At 49.6% G+C, this 21,688-nt stretch carries 26 protein-coding genes and 1 pseudogene; 19 read left to right on the top strand and 8 right to left on the bottom strand.

What is annotated here, in order from left to right:
• Positions 1-230: 230 nt before the first annotated feature.
• Positions 231-677 (bottom strand): copper resistance protein, encoded by a 447-nt coding sequence (locus ACF8PE_RS06855; RefSeq protein ID WP_148740080.1) that lies wholly within the window; start codon positions 675-677, stop codon positions 231-233.
• Positions 678-911: 234 nt separating this feature from the next.
• Between ACF8PE_RS06855 and pcoA the strand changes: the two genes are divergently transcribed.
• From pcoA to ACF8PE_RS06890, 7 genes are all read left to right on the top strand, one after another.
• Positions 912-2,729, top strand: a complete 1,818-nt coding sequence (gene pcoA / locus ACF8PE_RS06860) for a multicopper oxidase PcoA (RefSeq protein ID WP_156240134.1) — start codon at positions 912-914, stop codon at positions 2,727-2,729.
• A gap of 5 nt (positions 2,730-2,734) precedes the next feature.
• Entirely contained in the window at positions 2,735-3,625 is an 891-nt protein-coding gene (locus ACF8PE_RS06865; RefSeq protein WP_392494708.1) for a copper resistance protein B, read from the top strand.
• 39 nt (positions 3,626-3,664) lie between these two features.
• Positions 3,665-4,045 carry a copper resistance system metallochaperone PcoC gene (gene pcoC / locus ACF8PE_RS06870; protein ID WP_156238019.1) on the top strand — a complete coding sequence of 127 codons (381 nt, stop codon included), beginning with the start codon at positions 3,665-3,667 and terminating at the stop codon, positions 4,043-4,045.
• Between the two features lie 55 nt (positions 4,046-4,100).
• Entirely contained in the window at positions 4,101-4,979 is an 879-nt protein-coding gene (pcoD, locus tag ACF8PE_RS06875; protein ID WP_370463889.1) for a copper resistance inner membrane protein PcoD, read from the top strand.
• A gap of 54 nt (positions 4,980-5,033) precedes the next feature.
• Positions 5,034-5,714 carry a copper response regulator transcription factor PcoR gene (gene pcoR, locus ACF8PE_RS06880; RefSeq protein ID WP_156238021.1) on the top strand — a complete coding sequence of 227 codons (681 nt, stop codon included), beginning with the start codon at positions 5,034-5,036 and terminating at the stop codon, positions 5,712-5,714.
• Positions 5,711-7,111 (top strand): copper resistance membrane spanning protein PcoS, encoded by a 1,401-nt coding sequence (gene pcoS, locus ACF8PE_RS06885; protein ID WP_156238022.1) that lies wholly within the window; start codon positions 5,711-5,713, stop codon positions 7,109-7,111. The genes pcoR and pcoS overlap by 4 nt, the downstream gene beginning before the upstream one ends.
• Before the next feature lie 217 nt (positions 7,112-7,328).
• The gene (locus tag ACF8PE_RS06890; protein WP_156238023.1) at positions 7,329-7,763 is read left to right on the top strand and encodes a copper-binding protein; all 435 of its coding nucleotides are present in this window, start codon (positions 7,329-7,331) and stop codon (positions 7,761-7,763) included.
• 203 nt (positions 7,764-7,966) lie between these two features.
• Here the strand turns inward: ACF8PE_RS06890 and ACF8PE_RS06895 are convergent, their stop codons facing one another.
• Positions 7,967-8,263 carry a type II toxin-antitoxin system RelE/ParE family toxin gene (locus ACF8PE_RS06895; protein ID WP_015572038.1) on the bottom strand — a complete coding sequence of 99 codons (297 nt, stop codon included), beginning with the start codon at positions 8,261-8,263 and terminating at the stop codon, positions 7,967-7,969.
• A complete protein-coding gene (locus tag ACF8PE_RS06900; RefSeq protein WP_127851271.1) occupies positions 8,250-8,510 on the bottom strand; it encodes a type II toxin-antitoxin system ParD family antitoxin in 261 nt (86 codons plus the stop codon). The genes ACF8PE_RS06895 and ACF8PE_RS06900 overlap by 14 nt, the downstream gene beginning before the upstream one ends.
• 361 nt (positions 8,511-8,871) lie before the next feature.
• On the opposite strand from ACF8PE_RS06900, the gene ACF8PE_RS06905 reads away from it, so the two are divergent.
• Complete coding sequence (locus ACF8PE_RS06905; RefSeq protein WP_225760193.1) at positions 8,872-9,093, top strand: hypothetical protein; 222 nt, start codon at positions 8,872-8,874, stop codon at positions 9,091-9,093.
• Here ACF8PE_RS06905 and ACF8PE_RS06910 read toward each other — a convergent pair.
• The 3 genes from ACF8PE_RS06910 to ACF8PE_RS06920 form a co-directional block, all read right to left on the bottom strand.
• A complete protein-coding gene (locus ACF8PE_RS06910) occupies positions 9,085-9,366 on the bottom strand; it encodes a korC (protein WP_225760194.1) in 282 nt (93 codons plus the stop codon). The two genes, ACF8PE_RS06905 and ACF8PE_RS06910, sit on opposite strands and share 9 nt — an antisense overlap.
• Positions 9,366-10,496, bottom strand: a complete 1,131-nt coding sequence (locus tag ACF8PE_RS06915; RefSeq protein ID WP_392494709.1) for a DUF4238 domain-containing protein — start codon at positions 10,494-10,496, stop codon at positions 9,366-9,368. Before ACF8PE_RS06915 ends, ACF8PE_RS06910 begins: the two co-directional genes overlap by 1 nt.
• 143 nt (positions 10,497-10,639) lie before the next feature.
• Positions 10,640-11,337 (bottom strand): IS1 family transposase gene (locus tag ACF8PE_RS06920; RefSeq protein WP_223289738.1). Its coding sequence is split into 2 segments (ribosomal slippage): positions 10,640-11,088 and positions 11,088-11,337, totalling 699 coding nucleotides; the frame shifts between segments, so codons are not numbered across the junction.
• 248 nt (positions 11,338-11,585) lie between these two features.
• Here ACF8PE_RS06920 and ACF8PE_RS06925 point away from each other — a divergent pair.
• The 4 genes from ACF8PE_RS06925 (at position 11,586) to ACF8PE_RS06940 (ending at position 16,934) form a co-directional block, all read left to right on the top strand.
• Positions 11,586-12,551, top strand: coding sequence for a LacI family DNA-binding transcriptional regulator (locus ACF8PE_RS06925; RefSeq protein WP_045332106.1), 966 nt, complete (start codon positions 11,586-11,588; stop codon positions 12,549-12,551).
• Between the two features lie 68 nt (positions 12,552-12,619).
• Positions 12,620-14,353, top strand: coding sequence for an alpha-glucosidase (locus ACF8PE_RS06930; RefSeq protein ID WP_062779822.1), 1,734 nt, complete (start codon positions 12,620-12,622; stop codon positions 14,351-14,353).
• Between the two features lie 59 nt (positions 14,354-14,412).
• Complete coding sequence (locus ACF8PE_RS06935) at positions 14,413-16,041, top strand: PTS transporter subunit IIBC (protein ID WP_062779820.1); 1,629 nt, start codon at positions 14,413-14,415, stop codon at positions 16,039-16,041.
• A gap of 86 nt (positions 16,042-16,127) precedes the next feature.
• Positions 16,128-16,934 (top strand): endonuclease/exonuclease/phosphatase family protein, encoded by an 807-nt coding sequence (locus tag ACF8PE_RS06940; protein ID WP_073971254.1) that lies wholly within the window; start codon positions 16,128-16,130, stop codon positions 16,932-16,934.
• A 36-nt stretch (positions 16,935-16,970) separates the two neighbouring features.
• Here the strand turns inward: ACF8PE_RS06940 and ACF8PE_RS06945 are convergent.
• Positions 16,971-17,189 (bottom strand): annotated as a pseudogene (locus ACF8PE_RS06945) (IS1 family transposase); the annotation flags it as partial.
• Positions 17,190-17,221: 32 nt separating this feature from the next.
• Positions 17,222-17,677: an Hg(II)-responsive transcriptional regulator gene (gene merR, locus ACF8PE_RS06950; RefSeq protein WP_001166628.1), complete on the bottom strand. Its 456-nt coding sequence runs from the start codon at positions 17,675-17,677 to the stop codon at positions 17,222-17,224.
• 71 nt (positions 17,678-17,748) lie between these two features.
• Here merR and merT point away from each other — a divergent pair, with 71 nt between their 5' ends.
• The 7 genes from merT (at position 17,749) to ACF8PE_RS06985 (ending at position 21,506) form a co-directional block, all read left to right on the top strand.
• Positions 17,749-18,144, top strand: coding sequence for a mercuric ion transporter MerT (merT, locus tag ACF8PE_RS06955; protein WP_001294653.1), 396 nt, complete (start codon positions 17,749-17,751; stop codon positions 18,142-18,144).
• 15 nt (positions 18,145-18,159) lie between these two features.
• Positions 18,160-18,435, top strand: coding sequence for a mercury resistance system periplasmic binding protein MerP (gene merP / locus ACF8PE_RS06960; protein ID WP_000732275.1), 276 nt, complete (start codon positions 18,160-18,162; stop codon positions 18,433-18,435).
• Between the two features lie 27 nt (positions 18,436-18,462).
• Complete coding sequence (gene merC / locus ACF8PE_RS06965) at positions 18,463-18,888, top strand: organomercurial transporter MerC (protein WP_000522996.1); 426 nt, start codon at positions 18,463-18,465, stop codon at positions 18,886-18,888.
• A gap of 38 nt (positions 18,889-18,926) precedes the next feature.
• Positions 18,927-20,612 carry a mercury(II) reductase gene (gene merA, locus ACF8PE_RS06970; protein WP_000209296.1) on the top strand — a complete coding sequence of 562 codons (1,686 nt, stop codon included), beginning with the start codon at positions 18,927-18,929 and terminating at the stop codon, positions 20,610-20,612.
• A gap of 17 nt (positions 20,613-20,629) precedes the next feature.
• Complete coding sequence (gene merD / locus ACF8PE_RS06975) at positions 20,630-20,995, top strand: mercury resistance co-regulator MerD (RefSeq protein WP_001277466.1); 366 nt, start codon at positions 20,630-20,632, stop codon at positions 20,993-20,995.
• Positions 20,992-21,228, top strand: a complete 237-nt coding sequence (gene merE / locus ACF8PE_RS06980) for a broad-spectrum mercury transporter MerE (RefSeq protein WP_001087807.1) — start codon at positions 20,992-20,994, stop codon at positions 21,226-21,228. The genes merD and merE overlap by 4 nt, the downstream gene beginning before the upstream one ends.
• A gap of 65 nt (positions 21,229-21,293) precedes the next feature.
• Positions 21,294-21,506 carry a DUF3330 domain-containing protein gene (locus tag ACF8PE_RS06985; protein WP_000993245.1) on the top strand — a complete coding sequence of 71 codons (213 nt, stop codon included), beginning with the start codon at positions 21,294-21,296 and terminating at the stop codon, positions 21,504-21,506.
• Positions 21,507-21,688 lie beyond the last annotated feature (182 nt).

Consider the following 21,688-nt stretch of genomic DNA (forward strand, 5'->3'; position numbering starts at 1 on the left):
CGTGTCATCTGTCAGTTAACCGGGAGCACCGTTGATGGTCGTCATTTTTGTAACATATCTTATTTCCCGTTTGCTCCTGAAGCTCTGGGAAGTGTATGACCAGCCCGACGGTGATGATTAACGGGTCTGAAACAGGTTACGGCAGAGCAATATGAGGCTCATGTCCTGCGACGTAACCCGTCAGTGAAGTCCTGCTGCGCACCTGACGCTAAGCACTAACCCACCTGTCTTTACCTGGACGAATACAGCCCGCGAAGCTTTCTTGCCTGCGTCTGATGAGCTTCCGCACCGGCATTATTGACCTGCTCATGCACGAGGGCGGCTTTCTCTCCGGCATTCAGTTCGTTAAAAGAAGAAGATGTCTCTGAATTTGCATCACTCCCGGATAGCATTTTTTTATGTTCCTCAATCATTTTTTGATGTGCATAGGACGCGCTGTTGTTCATAAATGAATGTGCAACAATGGCCCTTTCATGTTCATTCATTTCAGAGAATGATGGCGTGTTGTTTTTATTAATCCTGCCAGGCAAGTTTTCATGCGTCGAGGAATTAACATGGCTAACGGCTGAGGCATTATTCACGAATCGATGTGCTTCATGGGCAATATCACTGGACTTGGCAAAAACTGCCCCACAGAATAAAGTTGTAAACGCAGTGGTTGTGATTAATACATTCATGTGTAATTACCTTCTTAGGTAAATAAAAGATGTCATCACGATCATATATAAAAATAATCAACCTGTGGGGAAGATGACGTAAATGTAATACAGCTACGTACATTACACGATTGTAATGAATTTGTTTCTTAAGGTGTGCTAGCTTCATTTCATTGTAAGAGGATGAACCAGAAATTTGATTTAAATCGGTTCTCGAACTTTGTCAGTAACCATACTTTAAATAAGGGAATGCGCATGCTGTTGAAAACGTCTCGACGAACTTTCCTGAAGGGATTAACCCTCTCTGGCGTAGCCGGAAGTCTTGGCGTATGGAGTTTCAATGCGCGTTCCAGTCTGAGCCTGCCAGTTGCCGCATCCCTGCAGGGTACTCAGTTTGACCTGACCATTGGTGAAACGGCCGTCAATATCACGGGCAGTGAGCGTCAGGCCAAAACAATCAATGGAGGCCTGCCGGGGCCCGTTCTTCGCTGGAAAGAAGGTGACACCATTACCCTGAAGGTCAAGAACCGTCTTAATGAACAGACGTCCATTCACTGGCACGGCATTATTCTTCCAGCCAATATGGATGGTGTTCCGGGGCTGAGTTTTAAGGGCATAGAGCCTGATGATACCTACGTTTACACCTTTAAGGTTAAGCAGAACGGGACTTACTGGTACCACAGCCATTCCGGTCTGCAGGAACAGGAGGGGGTATACGGTGCCATTATCATCGATGCCAGGGAGCCGGAACCGTTTGCTTACGATCGTGAGCACGTGGTCATGTTGTCTGACTGGACCGATGAAAATCCTCACAGTCTTCTGAAAAAATTAAAAAAACAGTCGGATTACTACAATTTCAATAAACCAACCGTTGGCTCTTTTTTCCGCGACGTGAATACCAGGGGGCTGTCAGCCACTATTGCCGATCGGAAAATGTGGGCTGAAATGAAAATGAATCCGACTGACCTCGCGGATGTCAGTGGCTACACCTACACCTATCTCATGAACGGTCAGGCCCCGCTGAAAAACTGGACCGGGCTGTTCCGTCCCGGTGAAAAGATACGCTTACGGTTTATCAACGGTTCGGCAATGACCTATTTCGATATCCGCATCCCCGGGCTGAAAATGACGGTCGTGGCTGCAGATGGCCAGTATGTAAACCCGGTTACCGTTGACGAATTCAGGATTGCCGTTGCCGAAACCTATGATGTCATTGTGGAGCCTCAGGGTGAGGCCTATACCATCTTCGCACAATCCATGGACAGGTCCGGCTACGCTCGGGGGACACTGGCCACGAGAGAGGGGTTAAGTGCTGCCGTTCCCGCCCTCGATCCCCGTCCTCTGTTGACCATGGAAGATATGGGTATGGGAGGAATGGGACATGATATGGCAGGAATGGACCACAGCCAGATGGGAGGCATGGAAAACAGCGGAGAGATGATGTCTATGGACGGTGCTGACCTTGCGGATAGCGGGACATCCTCCGCGCCCATGGATCACAGCAGCATGACCGGTATGGATCATTCCCAGATGGCCGGAATGCCGGGTATGCAAAGTCATCCTGCGTCAGAAACGGGTAACCCACTGGTTGATATGCAGGCGATGAGCGTCTCTCCGAAATTAAACGATCCTGGTATTGGTCTTCGAAATAACGGAAGAAAGGTTCTCACGTACGCGGATTTGAAAAGCCGCTTTGGGGATCCTGACGGACGTGAACCTGGCCGCACCATAGAACTGCATTTAACCGGTCACATGGAAAAGTTTGCCTGGTCATTTAACGGAATCAAGTTTTCAGATGCCGCACCGGTGCTGCTGAAATACGGTGAGCGACTCAGGATCACGCTGGTCAACGATACCATGATGACTCACCCCATTCACCTGCATGGTATGTGGAGCGATCTGGAAGATGAAAACGGTAATTTCATGGTTCGTAAACACACAATAGATATTCCCCCTGGTACAAAACGCAGTTACAGAGTGACAGCAGATGCGCTTGGCCGCTGGGCGTATCACTGCCATTTGCTCTATCACATGGAAATGGGAATGTTTCGTGAAGTCCGGGTGGAGGAATGATGCGAATGAAGAGAAGTTTTAAGGCCATACCTGTTCTGGTCGCCGGTTTGTTTACCTCACAGCTTTCTATTGCGGCGAGCGCCGTCTCTGCAGATCCCCACGCCGGGCACGACATGTCTTCCATGCAGATGCCGGTAGATGAGAATTTCACTGAGATGACGTCAATGGAGCCCATTTTAACTGAGAGCAGAACGCCAATTCCGCCTGTTACCGATGCCGACCGGAAGGCTGCATTCGGCAATTTACCGGGGCATGCGATTCACGACAATGCGATTAATTATCTGGTCTTGCTGGATCAACTGGAATGGCAACGGTCGGATAACTCCAACAATTTCAGCTGGAGTGTTAACAGCTGGATTGGAGGCGACACTGACCGGCTCTGGCTAAAGAGTGAAGGCGAACGAAGCGGGGGGGAAACGGAGACGGCAGAAGCCCAGCTACTCTGGGGGCACGCGGTTGGCCCCTGGTGGGATTTGGTTGCGGGTGTAAGACAGGATTTCAGACCTGCTTCAGCCCAGACCTGGGCTGCTGTCGGTTTTCAGGGGCTCGCGCTCTATAATTTTGAGTCTGAAATTACGGCTTTTGTCAGTAATGACGGAAAAGCAGCCCTCCGTCTGGGGGGAGAATACGATGTTTTACTGACTAACCGGCTCATACTCCAGCCATCCTATGAGGTAAATCTCTACAGTCAGGACGATGAATTGCGGGGGCGCGGCAGGGGATTAGCTGACACAGAGCTGGGCCTTCGGCTGCGCTACGAAATACGCCGTGAGTTTGCACCCTATATAGGCGTCTCCTGGAATCAGCTTTACGGGAAAACGTCCGATATGGCGAAAAGAGAGGGTGAGAAAGACCATCAGGTAGTATTCCTGGCGGGAGCCAGAATCTGGTTTTAATGCGTTGACTTAAAACACTAAACTAAACAGGTAAATAATATGTCGATTTTACATAAAGCCATTCTTACAGGTGGCCTGGTTATGGGCGTCGCTTTTTCTGCTATGGCCCATCCGGAATTAAAAAGCTCTGTGCCACAGGCTGATTCGGCCGTAGCGGCCCCGGATAAGATTCAGCTTAATTTCTCGGAAGATCTGACCGTGAAATTCTCAGGTGCAAAATTAACGATGACGGGTATGAAAGGTATGTCATCACATTCTCCGATGCCGGTCGCGGCAAAAGTGGCACCAGGCGCTGACCCTAAATCGATGATCATTATTCCGCGAGAACCTTTACCCGCTGGCACTTATCGTGTTGACTGGCGCGCAGTTTCTTCAGATACGCACCCTATTACCGGTAATTACACCTTTACAGTGAAGTAATATTATGAACGACCTGATTATGATTGTTATTCGTTTTCTTCTTTATCTTGATTTGATGGTAATATTTGGATTGCCATTTTTTCAGATATATGGATTAAGTGGTGTCAGACATGAAACGTATAACCTGACTAATTTCAGGTCGTTTATAACCTTTGCTGTTGTTGCAGGCATCATTCTTACTGGCATTAATATGCTCCTGGTATCTAATGCCATGAGCGGAGTAACTGATCTCAGGGAATTATCCATCCATATTATCGAGATGGTTATAGAAGAAACTGATGTAGGTATTAGCTGGATTGTCAGGCTCTGTGCCCTGTTTAGCACGCTCGGCGCCTTGTTCCTCTACACTAAAAAGAGAGTATTGTCCTGCCTGCTGATGACGATGAGTGGGGGCGTGGCGCTGGCCACACTTGCCTGGGGAGGACATGCCGTCATGCATGACGGTCTGCATTACTATCTCCATTTACTGAGCGATCTGACTCATCTCGGCGCTGCCGGAGCCTGGACAGGTGCTCTGGTTGCATTTGCTATCCTGCTTATGCGCAGAAACGCGCATAATGCACAGAGCGTCAGTGTGATATCGGACTCCCTGGCAAAATTTGCCACGGCAGGTACGGTGATTGTTGTCGCCCTTATCCTGAGTGCGCTGGTCAACTATCTGTATATTGCTGAAGGTAACTTAACCCCCTTATTCAACAGCTCCTGGGGAGGGATATTGCTTGCCAAGACGGCTCTGTTTGGTCTGATGCTTCTTCTGGCTGCAGCAAACCGGTTTCACCTTGGTCCCCGGCTTGAAGTTATGGTCAGGGAAGGGAATTATGATCGCAGCGTTGCCCTGATGCGAAACAGCATCCTGACTGAATTTATCGTTGCGATTATCATTCTGGGCGCCGTAGCGTGGCTCGGCATGCTTTCGCCGTCTTCGGTCAGCTAGGGGACAGCCAGCGCTCATGCGTGAGATTTTTAATTTTATATCAGCGAGTTGACCATGCAGCGTATTTTAATCGTTGAAGATGAACACAAAACAGGTCGTTACCTCCAGCAGGGGCTGGTTGAGGAAGGATACCAGGCCGATCTCTTCAATAATGGCCGTGATGGTCTCGGGGCCGCCTCGAAGGGACAGTATGATTTGATAATACTGGACGTAATGCTGCCTGTCCTCGACGGGTGGCAAATCATCAGCGCACTGAGGGAATCCGGGCACGAAGAACCGGTCCTGTTTTTAACCGCCAAGGACAATGTGCGGGACAAAGTGAAAGGACTGGAGCTTGGCGCAGATGACTACCTGATTAAGCCTTTCGATTTTACCGAGCTGGTTGCACGTGTAAAAACCTTGCTGCGTCGGGCTCGCTCGCAGGCCGCCACGGTGTGCACCATCGCCGATATGACTGTTGATATGGTGCGCCGGACCGTGACCCGGTCGGGGAAGAAGATCCATCTAACCGGTAAAGAATACGTACTGCTGGAGCTGCTGCTGCAACGCTCCGGAGAAGTGTTACCCAGAAGCCTTATTTCGTCCCTAGTCTGGAATATGAATTTTGACAGTGATACAAATGTGATTGATGTCGCCGTGAGACGTCTGAGAAGTAAAATTGATGATGACTTTGAGCCAAAACTGATCCATACCGTTCGCGGTGCCGGATATGTCCTGGAGATCAGAGAAGAGTGAGGTTAAAAATTTCCCTGACCACACGCCTGAGCCTGATTTTTTCGGCAGTGATGCTTACGGTATGGTGGTTATCAAGCTTTATCCTGATTAGCACCCTTAATGGCTACTTCGATAATCAGGACCGCGATTTTCTGACAGGGAAACTTCAGCTCACCGAAGAGTTTCTTAAAACAGAGACGTTCCGGAACAAAACGGATATTAAGTCATTATCAGAAAAAATAAACGATGCGATGGTGGGGCATAATGGTTTATTCATTTCTATAAAAAACATGGAAAATGAAAAAATCGTGGAACTGTATGCCAAAAATTCTGTTGTGCCAGCGAGCCTGCTTAATAAGTCGGGTGATATTCTCGACTATATGATCCAGACGGAAGAAAATAACACCGTGTACCGCAGTATCTCGCGGCGGGTTGCCGTGACGCCGGAACAGGGTAAAAGCAAACATTTCATTATTACGGTTGCCACGGATACAGGGTATCACACCTTGTTTATGGACAAACTCAGTACCTGGCTGTTCTGGTTCAATATCGGTCTGGTCTTTATTTCCATTTTTCTGGGCTGGCTAACCACACGTATTGGTCTGAAACCGTTACGGGAAATGACCAGTCTGGCTTCCTCCATGACCGTGCACAGCCTGGATCAGCGTCTTAATCCCGAACTGGCTCCGCCTGAAATCTCTGAGACCATGCAGGAGTTTAATAATATGTTCGATCGCCTGGAGGGGTCATTCCGGAAACTGTCAGATTTCTCGTCTGACATCGCACATGAGCTTCGCACCCCGGTCAGTAACCTGATGATGCAGACGCAGTTTGCCCTGGCCAAGGAAAGGGATGTTTCGCATTACCGCGAAATTTTGTTCGCGAACCTGGAAGAGCTGAAAAGGCTGTCACGAATGACCAGCGACATGCTTTTTCTGGCTCGTTCAGAACATGGTCTGCTGCAGCTGGATAAACATGATGTGGATCTGGCCGCCGAGCTGAATGAATTACGTGAGCTGTTCGAGCCCCTGGCAGACGAAACAGGAAAGACAATCACGGTGGAAGGAGAGGGGATTGTTGCCGGAGACAGCGATATGCTGCGCCGTGCTTTCAGTAATCTGCTTTCCAATGCCATCAAATATTCTCCCGATAACACCTGTACTGCGATACGTCTGGAGCGTGTCAGTGACGGGGTGAACGTGATGATTACGAATACGATGACTGGCCCGGTTCCCGCTAATCTGGATCGTTTGTTTGACCGTTTCTATCGCGCAGACTCATCACGGGTCCACAATACGGAAGGCGCGGGACTGGGATTATCAATCACGAGGTCGATCATTCATGCCCACGGCGGCGAACTGTCAGCAGCACAGCAGGGGCGGGAAATTGTATTCAGTGTGCATCTGTTAAGAGATTAATACCGTTATTCAGACGAAACAGGGAAGGTGACAAAAATGTCATCATTCAGTCACGCGATAAACAGAGGCGGTTTTTTATAATCATTCGTAAATCAGGAGCAGTGTGATAACGCAATCGCCTGGTTCCTGGAGTGATGATTAATCAGCCCTGAGATCAAATGCTTTCTCTGTTACAAGCCGTTGATTGCCTGGGTATGAAAACACCGGAGACCCAACCATGAAAAAGATCCTTGTATCATTTTTTGCCATTTTGGCTGTCACTTCATCCGCCATGGCTGCAGAGACAATGAACATGCATGACCAGGTAAATAATGCCCAGGCACCTGCCCATCAGATGCAGTCTTCTGCTGAAAAAAGCGCTGTTCAGGGAGACAGCATGACAATGATGGATATGAGCGGCCACGATCAGGCTGCAATGTCCCATGAAATGATGCAAAACGGTAATGCTTCTGCCCACCAGGACATGGCGGAAATGCATAAAAAAATGATGAATGGCAAATCAGGAGCCACCAACGAGACCGCAAAGTCATTTTCTGAAATGAACGAGCATGAAAAAGCCGCAGTTGTGCATGAGAAAGCGAATAATGGTCAGTCTTCCGTTATTCATCAGCAGCAGGCTGAAAAGCATCGCAGCCAGATCACCCCGAATTAACCCGCCGCTCCACTTGTCATACCCTCATTTGACGCCGAAGTCACTGGCTTACGCTCCCGTCCGGGAGCGTTTTTTTTCGTAATTCATGAGTGTCATTAAAAGCATCCATTACCATATTTGGCCCTGATCAAATAAAATTTAACATAAGATGGATTACACGAACTAAGTAATTGATTTTTATGTATTTAAAGTTTCTTGCCCGATTATATCCAGGGTTCATGCCGTGCCGTATCCTGAGACTGGCTGAGAATACGTATGACCGTAACCACCGAATGCGATGGCACAAAATAGATCATGTGCTGTTCCACCGGCAACGAGCAGATATTGTCTCCCAGCTCAGCGCGATGCGTGCCGATGTCATGCATGGCCAGCACGTTAAAAACCGCTGCTATACGGCTGATATACGCATCCGCCTGAACAATCCCGAACTGTCGGAAGCTGTAGCCCCAGATTGCTTCCAGATCTTCTTCTGCTTTGGGTGTCAGCTCAATCTCTTTCATTTGCCACCCTGGCCCTGACATTATTCAGGAATGCATCCTTGTTCCATGGTTTCGCCTCGCCGCTGCTGAGCCCTTCAGCCAGCAGATCGCGCAGTTCCTGAAGACGGGATTCAGCCTGCTTCTCACGCAGCAGACGCAACGCGTCACGCATGACCTCGCTCTGGGTGCGGTAATCACCGGCCTTAACCAGGGAATCGATAAATTCCCGCAGCTCATCACCCACGTCCACCGTCATCGTACGGGCCATAACCCCTCCGCTTCTTAATGTAAGATTTGTTCTTACATCATTATATCAGCTTACTCCCCTGCTTCCATCTCAGGCTTTTTTAGCCAAAGCAACCCGGCTGTAGTCTGGAGATCCGACTTTACCTTTTTTCGGATCTAAGCGGAGGTGGAGAATGATTAGTGCTTGCAAGGCACTAATGGCGAAAGATTGTTGCAAAGAGGGGATTATTGCATGCAATGCAAAATTACTGACTGACTGAACCTGAAATAGCAACAAAGTAAAAAGGAAAACTTTTTACAGGTTTTTCTTCCAACCGGCCTTAAAGGCCTCCCCACCTGAAAGTAAATACCTGCACATACACAAAGACGTTAAGGAGAACATGATGTCTACATTCGTAACTGCAGTATTTACTGTAATCTACACCCTAATCGCCATTGGCCACTTCATCTGGGCAATCGTGGCCGCTTACCGGGGCCTGACCTGGATTTTGACCAATTTTGACGATATTCCTCATATCTGGAAGCGAAACTGGCGATACTATCGCCGTTTCATCTTCCCTGAGATGAAATGCAGGATCCGCAGATGGTTCAGAAACTTATTCTAACGGGGATCCAAGTCCGGCAACCTGGCACAGGCAGCACCAGGTGGTGAACACCATTCTGGTCTCTCCTTTACGCCATTTTCGCACCGTACGCTCCCTGACATACAGCCGATCGGCCAGCTGTATGTCATTCAGTGTGATCAGCGACAGGACGTGCCGGACGTCAGCGATACTGGGCCTGGTCCACTCCTCGCCGGGCAGCAGGGTATCGGCATTGAAGGTACCCGTTGCCACGAGCTGCTGTCGTCGGCTTATCTGTTCCGGGGTCAGGGCCATCAGCCTTTCTCCGTGGTTACTGTCCAGCGGACGGGATGTTCCGGAAGATAATAAGTGTCACGATGTTCGTTCTGCAGTCGCAGATAATTTTCAACGTCACTCAGCTGCCAGCTTGAATAAATAATATTCGAAAATCCCACGTTATACATATCAATTGTGGACATGGTCTGATCAATATAATCATAGGAGCATTTATAAATATTGATCCGTGATGGGTCTTCGATCATTAAGTTCTGGGGGGCAGGGCTGAATACATTAATTTCCAGAGGGGTAAAAAATCCGGATTGCGGATACTGATGAAACTTAAGCGCCAAATTATGAGCCAGGGGAAGGTACAGAACGGGTTCTTCTGTCATTTTACAAAATACGTTAGGTGATACTGTAAACACCGGCCGTGGTTCTGTACTGTCAAAGTGGTGCCCGGTATGAAATATATCCACACGATGGATACCGGAAAAAAGTGCTCCGCGTAACTTAGCCATTACGTCAACCATTGTTATTTTTCCCTGAAGCGCAAGGAGGGAAAATAATACAAACATGGCCTTCGCTTTTTCATCATCTTCTGAAGAGGAACGAGCGATACGAATCAGCTTCTGATAGATACTTAAAGAAGCAATCTCCGGCATAACTTCAGGCAAAGAAAGCGTCTCAGAAATGATATTCTGAAGGTCATTTTTAACTGGAATAATAAATGACCGGAATAACTCAGCTTTACCCGGGAATCTGCTTTGCGGGTTATTCAGGTTGAGTATCATCTGAAATATGCCGAAACTTGCAAGCTTCTCTATCGGAAAATCATCCCTGTCGCAGTTAGCCAGCCTCGTGAAGTTATGGTTTTGAACCAGATCCCGGACAAGCACAGCCATTTCCTTTTCGTAGTCACTGAGCTCATTCTCAATGTCAAAAATATCCCCGGTATCACCGTCGGTAAGACGGAAGCAATCCTTACAGACGGCCACGCTGGAGATGGGCAGCGGGATATCCTTTATGTCATTTTCGCCTTCTGCCGTAAGAACCACTACATGAGCCCAGACCCGCTGCTTCTCCTTCGGACTCAGTGCCGTATCATCGCTGCGGAAGTTCCTGAGAAACCACTGCGAGAGCATGTGCTGGTTTTTGGTATAAGTCATAATGTTTTTCCTGTGACGAGCTGAGCCGGCCGGGTCAGAAATCATCTTCTATTATTGCATCATCATGACCAGCAAGCCTGAACGGCTCGGGAACATGTTTACGGCGGACGTTTTTATCGGGATAACTCGGTAATGACTCCAACTTACTGATAGTGTTTTATGTTCAGATAATGCCCGATGACCTTGTCATGCAGCTCCACCGATTTTGAGAACGACAGTGACTTCCGTCCAAGCCTTGCCAGATGTTGTCTCAGATTCAGGTTATGTCGCTCAATGCGCTGAGTGTAACGCTTGCTGATAACGTGCAGCTTTCCCTTCAGGCGTGATTCATACAGCGGCCAGCCATCCGTCATCCATACCACGACCTCAAAGGCCGACAGCAGGCTCAGAAGACGCTCCAGTGTGGCCAGAGTGCGTTCACCGAAGACGTGCGCCACAACCGTCCTCCGTATCCTGTCATACGCGTAAAACAGCCAGCGCTGACGTGATTTAGCACCGACGTAGCCCCACTGTTCGTCCATTTCAGCGCAGACAATCACATCACTGCCCGGTTGTATGCGCCAGGTTACCGACTGCGGCCTGAGTTTTTTAAGTGACGTAAAACCGTGTTGAGGCCAACGCCCATAATGCGTGCACTGGCGCGACATCCGACGCCATTCATGGCCATATCAATGATTTTCTGGTGCGTACCGGGCTGAGAGGCGGTGTAAGTGAACTGTAGTTGCCATGTTTTACGGCAATGAGAGCAGAGATAGCGCTGATGTCCGGCAGTGCTTTTGCCGTTACGCACCACGCCTTCAGTAGCGGAGCAGGAAGGACATCTGATGGAAATGGAAGCCACGCAAGCACCTTAAAATCACCATCATACACTAAATCAGTAAGTTGGCAGCATTACCGCTCGCTCCTTGGTCTTGAGTTCAGGTCTAAATCTTGTGAGTGAAAATTAAACACTCATACGTCCACCCAGTTTTATTTACTGTGTTGTTAGCCAATATATTGGATACTATGCCCAAGTGACTCAACTCTGAATTCTGTATCTTGAAGTCACTTGGAGATATGGCAATAGTGCATTATTGAAGGAAATAGGTAATGAGTAAAAAAATGACCATGGCTGAGATTTCAAGGCAGCTTGGAATTTCAACAATGACTGTGTCGCGTTACTTTAATGGCGGTTATGTCTCGGAAGAGAACCGCCTTAAAATTGATGCCATCGTCAAAGAGAGTCATTACACGCCTAATATATTTGCTCGCTCCATTCGTAGCCAATCCAATATTATTGGTTTCATCGCGCCTCGTATTGAGTCATATACGACCAGTTTAGTGATTAAAGGGGCGCTGGCTGCTGCCAATGAATCACAAGTACGAATGCTGTTTCATGCCACAGGGTTTAACCATGAGTCAGAATGCCAAGCTGTGAGAGAGTTTAACGGCTTAAATGCATTGGGCACGATTATTATTGCGTCAAAGCACAGTGTCGAAGAGACTTTTTATCGAACCTTAGACAATGTGGTATTTATTGGCAAAAATACCCCCCACCATTGCTGTTTATATTACCCCGATCATGCAGCGATTAAAGCCCTCGTCTCCCACACCATCACTCAGTTAAAACAGCAGCAGGCACCGCTGGCTGCCGTACATTATATTTATGATGAGCGTATGCTTTCTAGCCGCACTAAGTTGATGCAAGCCACTATTACCGACACCGTCCCTGAGTTGAATTTATCACTACAAGCCCTAGCCAACTCGGAGGACAAAGCTGGCTATCAGGCCGTTCAATTACAGCCTAATCATGTCTACTTTTGTGCCACCGATAATATTGCCATTCGTTTATATCGTCGCGCCAAAGAACAGCAACTCAAGATCGGTCATAACGTATGGATTGTAGGCATGGGTGACTATGACTACAGCGATTTGTTAGTCCCGAGCCTGACGACTGTCGCTTTTAACTACTATCAAGTGGGCTACCAAGCTGTCAAAAAATTGCTCAAGCGCGATTTCAGTTCTGTTGAAGGCACATTCGACATAAAGATGAGAGAAAGCTCACAATTCCTCTGAAATTGTGTTGAGTCCAAATCGGTTCTACTTAACTATATATGTTAACGATAACACATATAGTATAACCGATGACACTCGCTCCTAATATGCACTCAAAACCACTCGCGTGGTGGAAGAAAGCAACCGCCTACCAAATTTATCCCCGTAGTTTTTATGATACAAACCAGGACGGTATTGGTGACATCAATGGCATCATTGCTAAGCTCGATTATCTTGCTGATTTGGGCATTGATTTAATATGGATTTGCCCATTCTATGCATCACCTAATGATGATAACGGGTACGATATTAGTGACTATCAAGCGATTCATCCTGACTTTGGAACCCTTGAGGATGTGGATGAACTAATCAGTGCTGCTCATAAACGTGGCATTCGCATTATTATGGATTTAGTGATCAACCACACTAGCGACGAGCACCCATGGTTCATTGAATCTCGAGATAACAAAAATAGCCCTAAGCGCGATTGGTATATTTGGCGTGATGGTTGTGAGCCTACCGCTGAAAAACCGACTTGCGACCCAAACAACTGGGAAAGTATTTTTCATGGCAGCGCATGGGAATATGATAAAAAAACTGCACAGTACTACTTGCACCTATTTTCAAAAAAACAACCTGATCTGAATTGGGAAAATCCTGAAGTTAAACAAGCACTATTTAAAATGATTTATTGGTGGTTGGAGCGTGGTATTGATGGCTTCCGTGTGGATGCAATTAGCCATATTCAGAAACAACCAGGTTTACCTTCTTTACCCAATCCAAAGGGTGAAAAGTATGTCTCTTCGTTTGATTATCATATGAATGTGGCAGGGATTGAAAAACATCTGCATGAGTTAAAAGAGCAGGCGTTTGATCCCTTTAACATAGTGACAGTTGGTGAGGCTAATGGGGTGACTGCCGACAATGCATTACTTTGGGTTGCCGAAGCGACCGAGCACGATCAAGGCGGTGTTTTCAACATGATTTTTCAGTTTGAACACATGAAGCTATGGTCGGAAGAACAAAGCAACGTGCCTTTAGATCTAGTGGAGTTCAAACGCATTTTATCGCGTTGGCAAGATGCATTAGAAGGTAAAGGCTGGAATGCGCTTTATTTAGAAAACCACGATCAAGCTCGTAGCATTGATACTTTTGCCGACCCTACCTCTAGGTATGCCAGTGCTACCGCGTTAGCGAGTTGTTATTTCTTGATGAAAGGAACTCCGTTTATTTATCAGGGCCAAGAGATTGGTATGGTAAATCATCAGTTTACTTCTCTTGATGAATTTAATGATGTGTCTGCTAGAAATTTAATTCAAAAGCTATCTCAACAAGGTCAAAGCGATGCAGACATCTTAGCCTTGTTAAATCAAGTATCTCGCGACCACAGTCGCTTGCCAATGCAATGGAATGCGCAGGATTTTGCCGGTTTTTCTGAGGTGCAACCTTGGTTCTCCGTCAATCAACAGTACGCAGATATCAATGTTGAGCAACAACAGAAAGATCCAAATTCGATTTTGAGTTTCTATAAGCAGCTGATTGCTCTGCGTAAGTCAAATGTAAGTTTAGTGGTTGGCCGCTATCAATTGCTGCTACCTAACGACCCTAATATCTATGCTTATCAACGTGTTGCACAAGATATGACATGGACCATTATTACCAATTTAAGTCCACAAGAGAGCATCGTTGATATCGACCGCATGCAATTAGGCGAGTTAATGCTTGATAATCAGAATGTCAACAATGAACACGTTCGCTCAGATTTTATAGCGACGCAAATTGCCCCACCTTATGCTGCGTATATATTTGCAAGAAAGCACTAAATTATATTTATCGCAGGGCCTTGATAAGGCTACCCTGCATTTAAACCAAGGAATCATTTATGAGTCAGTTACTATCTTTTGATTTTTGGCAACGATTTGGGAAATCCCTTATCGTTGTTATCGCGGTGATGCCAGCCGCTGGTATCATGATATCACTCGGTAAAGTTGTCGCAATGTATGCTGGTGGTATTGGTGCCATTGAAACACTAGGCGCTATTATGGAAAACATAGGCTGGGGGATCATAGTTAATCTTCACCTATTATTTGCTGTCGCTATTGGTGGATCATGGGCTAAAGAACGTGCAGGAGGAGCATTTGCCGCGCTGATCGCCTTCATCTTAATTAACCGTATCACTGGGGTTATATTAGGCGTGGATAACGCTATGCTCAGTGATCCCGAGGCGGTTGTGATGAGCCTATTTGGTTCTGAGCTACCTGTCTCTCAATTCTTCACTAATATTTTGGGTGCTCCTGCTCTAAATATGGGTGTGTTTATCGGTATTATGTCTGGCTATTTAGGTGCCAACTTATTTAACCGTTATCATGACTTCGCTCGCTTACCTCAGGCATTAGCATTTTTCAACGGTAAGCGTTTTGTACCTTTTGTTGTTATTTTCTATTCGATGATTATTGCGTTTGCTTTATCAATCGTATGGCCTTTAATTCAAGGTGCGCTTAATGATTTTGGTCAATGGATTGCAACCTCTAAAGACACTGCGCCGATCACTGCTCCTTTCTTGTATGGTACGTTAGAGCGCTTATTACTGCCATTTGGTTTACACCACACTTTAACTATTCCAATGAATTACACCGAGTTGGGTGGTACTTATGAGCTTTTAACAGGGGTGAATGCGGGGGCAAGTGTTTATGGTCAAGATCCACTATGGCTTGCTTGGGTTAGCGATTTAAATAATCTTAAATTAAGCGATCCGACAACTTACCAACATCTATTAGATACGGTGCATCCAGCACGTTTTAAAGCGGGCCAAGTTATTATCGCAGCGTCTTCATTGATTGGTATTGGACTTGCGATGTATCACTGTGTTGATAGTGATAAGCGCGCACAATACAAGCCAATGTTTTTATCTGCGTGTCTTGCTGTGTTATTAACCGGTGTGACAGAGCCTATTGAATTCATGTTTATGTTTATTGCTCCTGTTTTGTATGTTGCGCATGCGGTATTAACAGGGATTGCATTTGCGTTGGTCGATGTGATGGACCTACGTATACATGCCTTTGGTTTGATTGAGTTACTCACTCGTATACCTATGATGGTTTCAGCGGGAATCGGTGGTGATTTGGTTCGCTTCGCATTGGTTTCTATTGTTTTCTTTGGTGTTAACTATGGATTATTCCGTGTGCTCATTGTCAAATTTAAATTGCCAACACCGGGCCGTATGGGTAACTACCTCGATGAAAGTTCAGAATCCATGTCAGAAGATGAGAAGATGGACATTATTATTCAGAATTTAGGTGGCCGTGCCAATATTGTTGAGATTGATGCTTGTATGACTCGCTTGCGCATTACAGTTAATGACCCGCAGTTGGTTGCTGAATATGCATTATGGAAGCCGACAGGAGCACTTGGTGCTGTAATTAAAGAACAGGGAGTACAAGTTATTTATGGTCCAGGAGTGGATGTCATTAAATCTAGATTAGTTGAGAAGTTTTCAGCACAACCTGCGTAATTCATTCTCTACCCTAGATAAAATAACCTCGAGAAACGCAGCCTTGAGCTGCGTTTAACTCGCTACAATGAATAAGTGAATAATAAATGAAGTTAATGACGCTAAATACCCATAGTTGGCAAGAAGAGAAACAACTAGAAAAGTTGGATGTGGTAGCGCAAGCCATTATCGAGCAAGGGTGCGATGTCGTTGCATTACAGGAAGTGAATCAACATCAAAATAGCTCGGCTGTTGATGCCAATATATTAACTAATCACACCGTGCTCGCTGATAACTATGGATATTTATTACAGAAAAAACTCATGGAATACGGCTATCACTACCAACTTACATGGGATTTCGTTCATCAAAGTTATGACGTATATCAAGAGGGACTGGCATTCTTGACGCGACTGCCGATTGTCGAGCATGAGGTCATTGACCTAAGTGATAACTATGATGTGAACTTTTGGAAACATAGGCGAGCAGTGCGTATTAAGGTCACTTCTCAACGAGGTGATTTCAATCTTTATAATTGTCATTGCGGCTGGTGGAGTGACTCAGAGAGCTCATTTGAGGACCAGTTCAACAGAATAAAGGCAACATTATCAACAGAGTTGAGCTTTCTATTAGGCGATTTCAACAACCCAAGCCATATACGCAATGAAGGTTATGATTATGTATTACAGTGCGGTTTGATAGATTGTTATGAAATAGCAGAAATAAAAGACTCCGGAACTACTGTAATTAAAAATATTGACGGTTGGGAACAAAATAGCCAAGCGCTACGCATTGATTTGGTTCTTAGTAATCAACCGATGGTGGTAAAGCAGCATCAGGTGATTTTTAATAACGATTTTTATCCGGTTGTATCGGATCACTTTGGGGTTCTGGTGGAAGTAGACATTATTTAATGTTTATTCATAGACTAAACCGGTAATGACTCCAACTTACTGATAGTGTTTTATGTTCAGATAATGCCCGATGACCTTGTCATGCAGCTCCACCGATTTTGAGAACGACAGTGACTTCCGTCCCAGCCTTGCCAGATGTTGTCTCAGATTCAGGTTATGTCGCTCAATGCGCTGAGTGTAACGCTTGCTGATAACGTGCAGCTTTCCCTTCAGGCGTGATTCATACAGCGGCCAGCCATCCGTCATCCATACCAGGGGTCGTCTCAGAATTCGGAAAATAAAGCACGCTAAGGCGTAGTCACCCCGTGACTCCCCCGCGCCGATGCAGCGAGCTTCGTTCCGTCTTGCAGTGACGCAATCAGCGGGCAGGAAACGTTCCCTTTCCGCGCATGGCAGGCGCACACCAGTTCAGACAGCACGGCCTCCATGCGTGCCAAGTCGGCCATCTTCTCGCGCACATCCTTGAGCTTGTGCTCGGCCAGGCCGCTGGCTTCCTCGCAATGGGTGCCATCCTCCAGCCGCAGTAGCTCGGCGATTTCGTCCAGGCTAAAGCCCAGCCGCTGGGCCGATTTCACGAACCGCACTCGTGTTACATCCGCCTCGCCATAGCGGCGAATGCTGCCATAGGGCTTGTCTGGCTCCGGCAGCAGGCCCTTGCGCTGGTAGAACCGGATGGTCTCCACATTGACCCCGGCCGCCTTGGCAAAAACGCCAATGGTCAGATTCTCAAAATTAATTTGCATATCGCTTGACTCCGTACATAACTACGGAAGTAAGCTTAAGCTATCCAAACCAAATTTGAAAGGACAAGCGTATGTCTGAACCACAAAAGTCTGAACCACAAAAGTCTGAACCACAAAAGTCTGAACCACAAAACGGGCGCGGCGCGCTCTTCGCCGGTGGGCTGGCCGCCATTCTTGCGTCGGCCTGCTGCCTGGGGCCGCTGGTTTTGATCGCCTTGGGGTTCAGCGGGGCATGGATCGGCAACCTGACGGTGCTGGAACCCTATCGCCCGATCTTCATCGGCGCAGCGCTGGTCGCGCTGTTTTTCGCCTGGCGGCGCATCTACCGCCCGGCGCAAGCCTGCAAACCGGGTGAGGTCTGCGCGATTCCCCAAGTGCGAGCTACTTACAAGCTCATTTTCTGGATCGTGGCCGCGCTGGTCCTGGTCTCGCTCGGATTTCCCTACGTCATGCCATTTTTCTATTAATCACAGGAGTTCATCATGAAAAAACTGTTTGCCGCCCTCGCCCTCGCTGCCGTTGTTGCCCCCGTGTGGGCCGCCACCCAGACCGTCACGCTGTCCGTGCCTGGCATGACCTGCGCCTCTTGCCCGATCACTGTCAAGCACGCGCTTTCCAAGGTTGAGGGCGTGAGCAAGACCGACGTAAGTTTCGACAAGCGCCAGGCCGTCGTCACCTTCGACGATGCCAAGACCAACGTCCAGAAGTTGACCAAGGCGACCGAGGACGCGGGCTATCCGTCCAGCCTCAAACGCTGATCCGTTAACCGAACTCGGGAGCGACACATGGGACTCATCACGCGCATCGCTGGCAAAACCGGCGCGCTCGGCAGCGTCGTTTCCGCGATGGGCTGCGCCGCCTGTTTTCCTGCCATCGCCAGCTTTGGCGCGGCCATCGGACTGGGCTTCTTGAGCCAGTACGAGGGGCTATTCATTGGCATCCTGCTGCCGATGTTCGCCGGCATCGCGTTACTCGCCAATGCTATCGCTTGGCTCAATCATCGACAGTGGCGACGCACGGCGCTCGGCACGATAGGCCCGATCTTGGTGCTGGCAGCGGTGTTTTTAATGCGGGCTTACGGCTGGCAGAGCGGTGGACTGCTCTATGTCGGCCTGGCCTTGATGGTTGGGGTGTCGGTCTGGGATTTCATCTCGCCAGCACATCGCCGCTGCGGGCCGGACAGCTGTGAATTGCCAGAACAACGTGGCTGACGGCAACAGCCGTAGCCACCACAGAAAAGGAAAAATACATGACCACCCTGAAAATCACCGGGATGACCTGCGACTCGTGCGCGGCTCACGTCAAGGAAGCCTTGGAGAAAGTGCCCGGCGTGCAATCGGCGCTGGTGTCCTATCCGAAGGGCACAGCGCAACTCGCCATTGAGGCGGGCACGTCATCGGATGCGCTGACTACCGCCGTGGCCGGACTGGGCTACGAGGCAACGCTTGCCGATGCGCCACCGACGGACAACCGCGCCGGCCTGCTCGACAAGATGCGCGGCTGGATAGGGGCCGCTGATAAGCCCAGTGGCAACGAACGCCCGTTGCAGGTCGTCGTCATTGGTAGCGGTGGAGCCGCGATGGCGGCAGCACTGAAGGCCGTCGAGCAAGGCGCGCAGGTCACGCTGATTGAGCGCGGCACCATCGGCGGCACCTGCGTCAACGTCGGTTGTGTGCCGTCCAAGATCATGATCCGCGCCGCCCACATCGCCCATCTGCGCCGGGAAAGCCCATTCGACGGCGGCATGCCACCCACACCGCCGACGATCTTGCGCGAGCGGCTGCTGGCCCAGCAGCAGGCCCGTGTCGAAGAACTCCGTCATGCCAAGTACGAAGGCATCCTGGACGGCAATTCAGCCATCACCGTTCTGCACGGTGAAGCGCGTTTCAAGGACGACCAGAGCCTTATCGTTAGTTTGAACGAGGGTGGCGAGCGCGTCGTGATGTTCGACCGCTGCCTGGTCGCCACGGGTGCCAGCCCGGCGGTCCCGCCGATTCCGGGCTTGAAAGAGTCACCCTACTGGACTTCCACCGAGGCCCTGGCGAGCGACACCATTCCCGAACGCCTTGCCGTAATCGGCTCGTCGGTGGTGGCGCTGGAGCTGGCGCAAGCCTTTGCCCGGCTGGGCAGCAAGGTCACGGCCCTGGCGCGCAATACCTTGTTCTTCCGTGAAGACCCGGCCATCGGCGAGGCGGTGACAGCCGCTTTCCGTGCCGAGGGCATCGAGGTGCTGGAGCACACGCAAGCCAGCCAGGTCGCCCATATGGACGGTGAATTCGTGCTGACCACCACGCACGGTGAATTGCGCGCCGACAAGCTGCTGGTCGCCACCGGCCGGACACCGAACACGCGCAGCCTGGCATTGGAAGCGGCGGGGGTAGCCGTCAATGCGCAGGGGGCCATCGTCATCGACAAGGGCATGCGCACCAGTAGCCCGAACATCTACGCGGCCGGCGACTGCACCGACCAGCCGCAGTTCGTCTATGTGGCGGCAGCGGCCGGCACTCGTGCGGCGATCAACATGACTGGCGGCGATGCGGCCCTGGACCTGACCGCAATGCCGGCCGTGGTGTTCACCGACCCGCAGGTCGCCACCGTGGGCTACAGCGAGGCGGAAGCACATCACGACGGGATCGAGACCGACAGTCGCCTGCTAACACTGGATAACGTGCCGCGTGCGCTTGCCAACTTCGACACACGCGGCTTCATCAAGCTGGTCATCGAGGAAGGTAGCGGACGGCTCATCGGCGTGCAAGCGGTGGCCCCGGAAGCGGGTGAACTGATCCAGACGGCGGTGCTCGCCATTCGCAACCGTATGACCGTGCAGGAACTGGCCGACCAATTGTTCCCCTACCTGACCATGGTCGAAGGGCTGAAGCTCGCGGCGCAGACCTTCAGCAAGGACGTGAAGCAGCTTTCGTGCTGCGCCGGATGAGGAAAAGGAGGTGTTCAATGAGCGCCTACACAGTGTCCCGGCTGGCCCTTGATGCCGGGGTGAGCGTGCATATCGTGCGCGACTACCTGCTGCGCGGATTGCTACGGCCGGTCGCGTACACCACGGGCGGCTACGGCTTGTTCGATGACACCGCGTTGCAACGGCTGCGCTTTGTACGGGCTGCCTTCGAAGCGGGTATCGGCCTGGACGCACTGGCGCGGCTGTGCCGGGCGCTGGATGCTGCGGACGGTGACGGTGCGTCTGCGCAGCTTGCCGTGTTGCGGCAACTCGTCGAGCGTCGGCGCGAGGCCCTGGCCAGCCTCGAAATGCAACTGGCCGCCATGCCAACCGAACCGGCACAGCACGCGGAGAGTCTGCCATGAACAGCCCAGAGCACTTGCCGTCTGAGACGCACAAACCGATCACCGGCTACTTGTGGGGCGCGCTGGCCGTGCTCACCTGTCCCTGCCATTTGCCGATTCTCGCCATTGTGCTAGCCGGCACGACGGCCGGCGCGTTCATCGGGGAGCACTGGGGTATTGCAGCCCTCACGCTGACCGGCTTGTTTGTCCTGTCTGTGACGCGGCTGCTGCGGGCCTTCAAGGGAAGATCATGACCGCTTCCCAGCCAGCCGAGAGTGGGCAGCTTTGAGCTTCGCTACCAATCTGGAGGAGTACCACCATGAACGCAAACGCCCCGAACACTGCCAGTTGCACCACCTGCTGCGTATGCTGCAAAGAAATTCCGCTCGATGCCGCCTTCACCCCGGAAGGCGCGGAATACGTCGAACATTTCTGCGGGCTGGATTGCTATGAACGCTTCCAGGCACGCGCCAAGGCCGCGACAGAATCTGACATTGCGCCTGTCCCTGGCGGTTCGCAGCCGTCAGATTGAGGCATACCCTAACTTGATGTCAGATGCCATGTGTCATTTTCAGAAGACGACTGCACCAGTTGATTGGGCGTAATGGCTGTTGTGCAGCCAGCTCCTGACAGTTCAATATCAGAAGTGATCTGCACCAATCTCGACTATGCTCAATACTCGTGTGCACCAAAGCGAGGTGAGCATGGCGACGG

It is taken from the genome of Leclercia sp. GLN_9, from assembly GCF_043105735.1.
Classification (GTDB): Bacteria; Pseudomonadota; Gammaproteobacteria; order Enterobacterales; family Enterobacteriaceae; genus Enterobacter; species Enterobacter adecarboxylatus.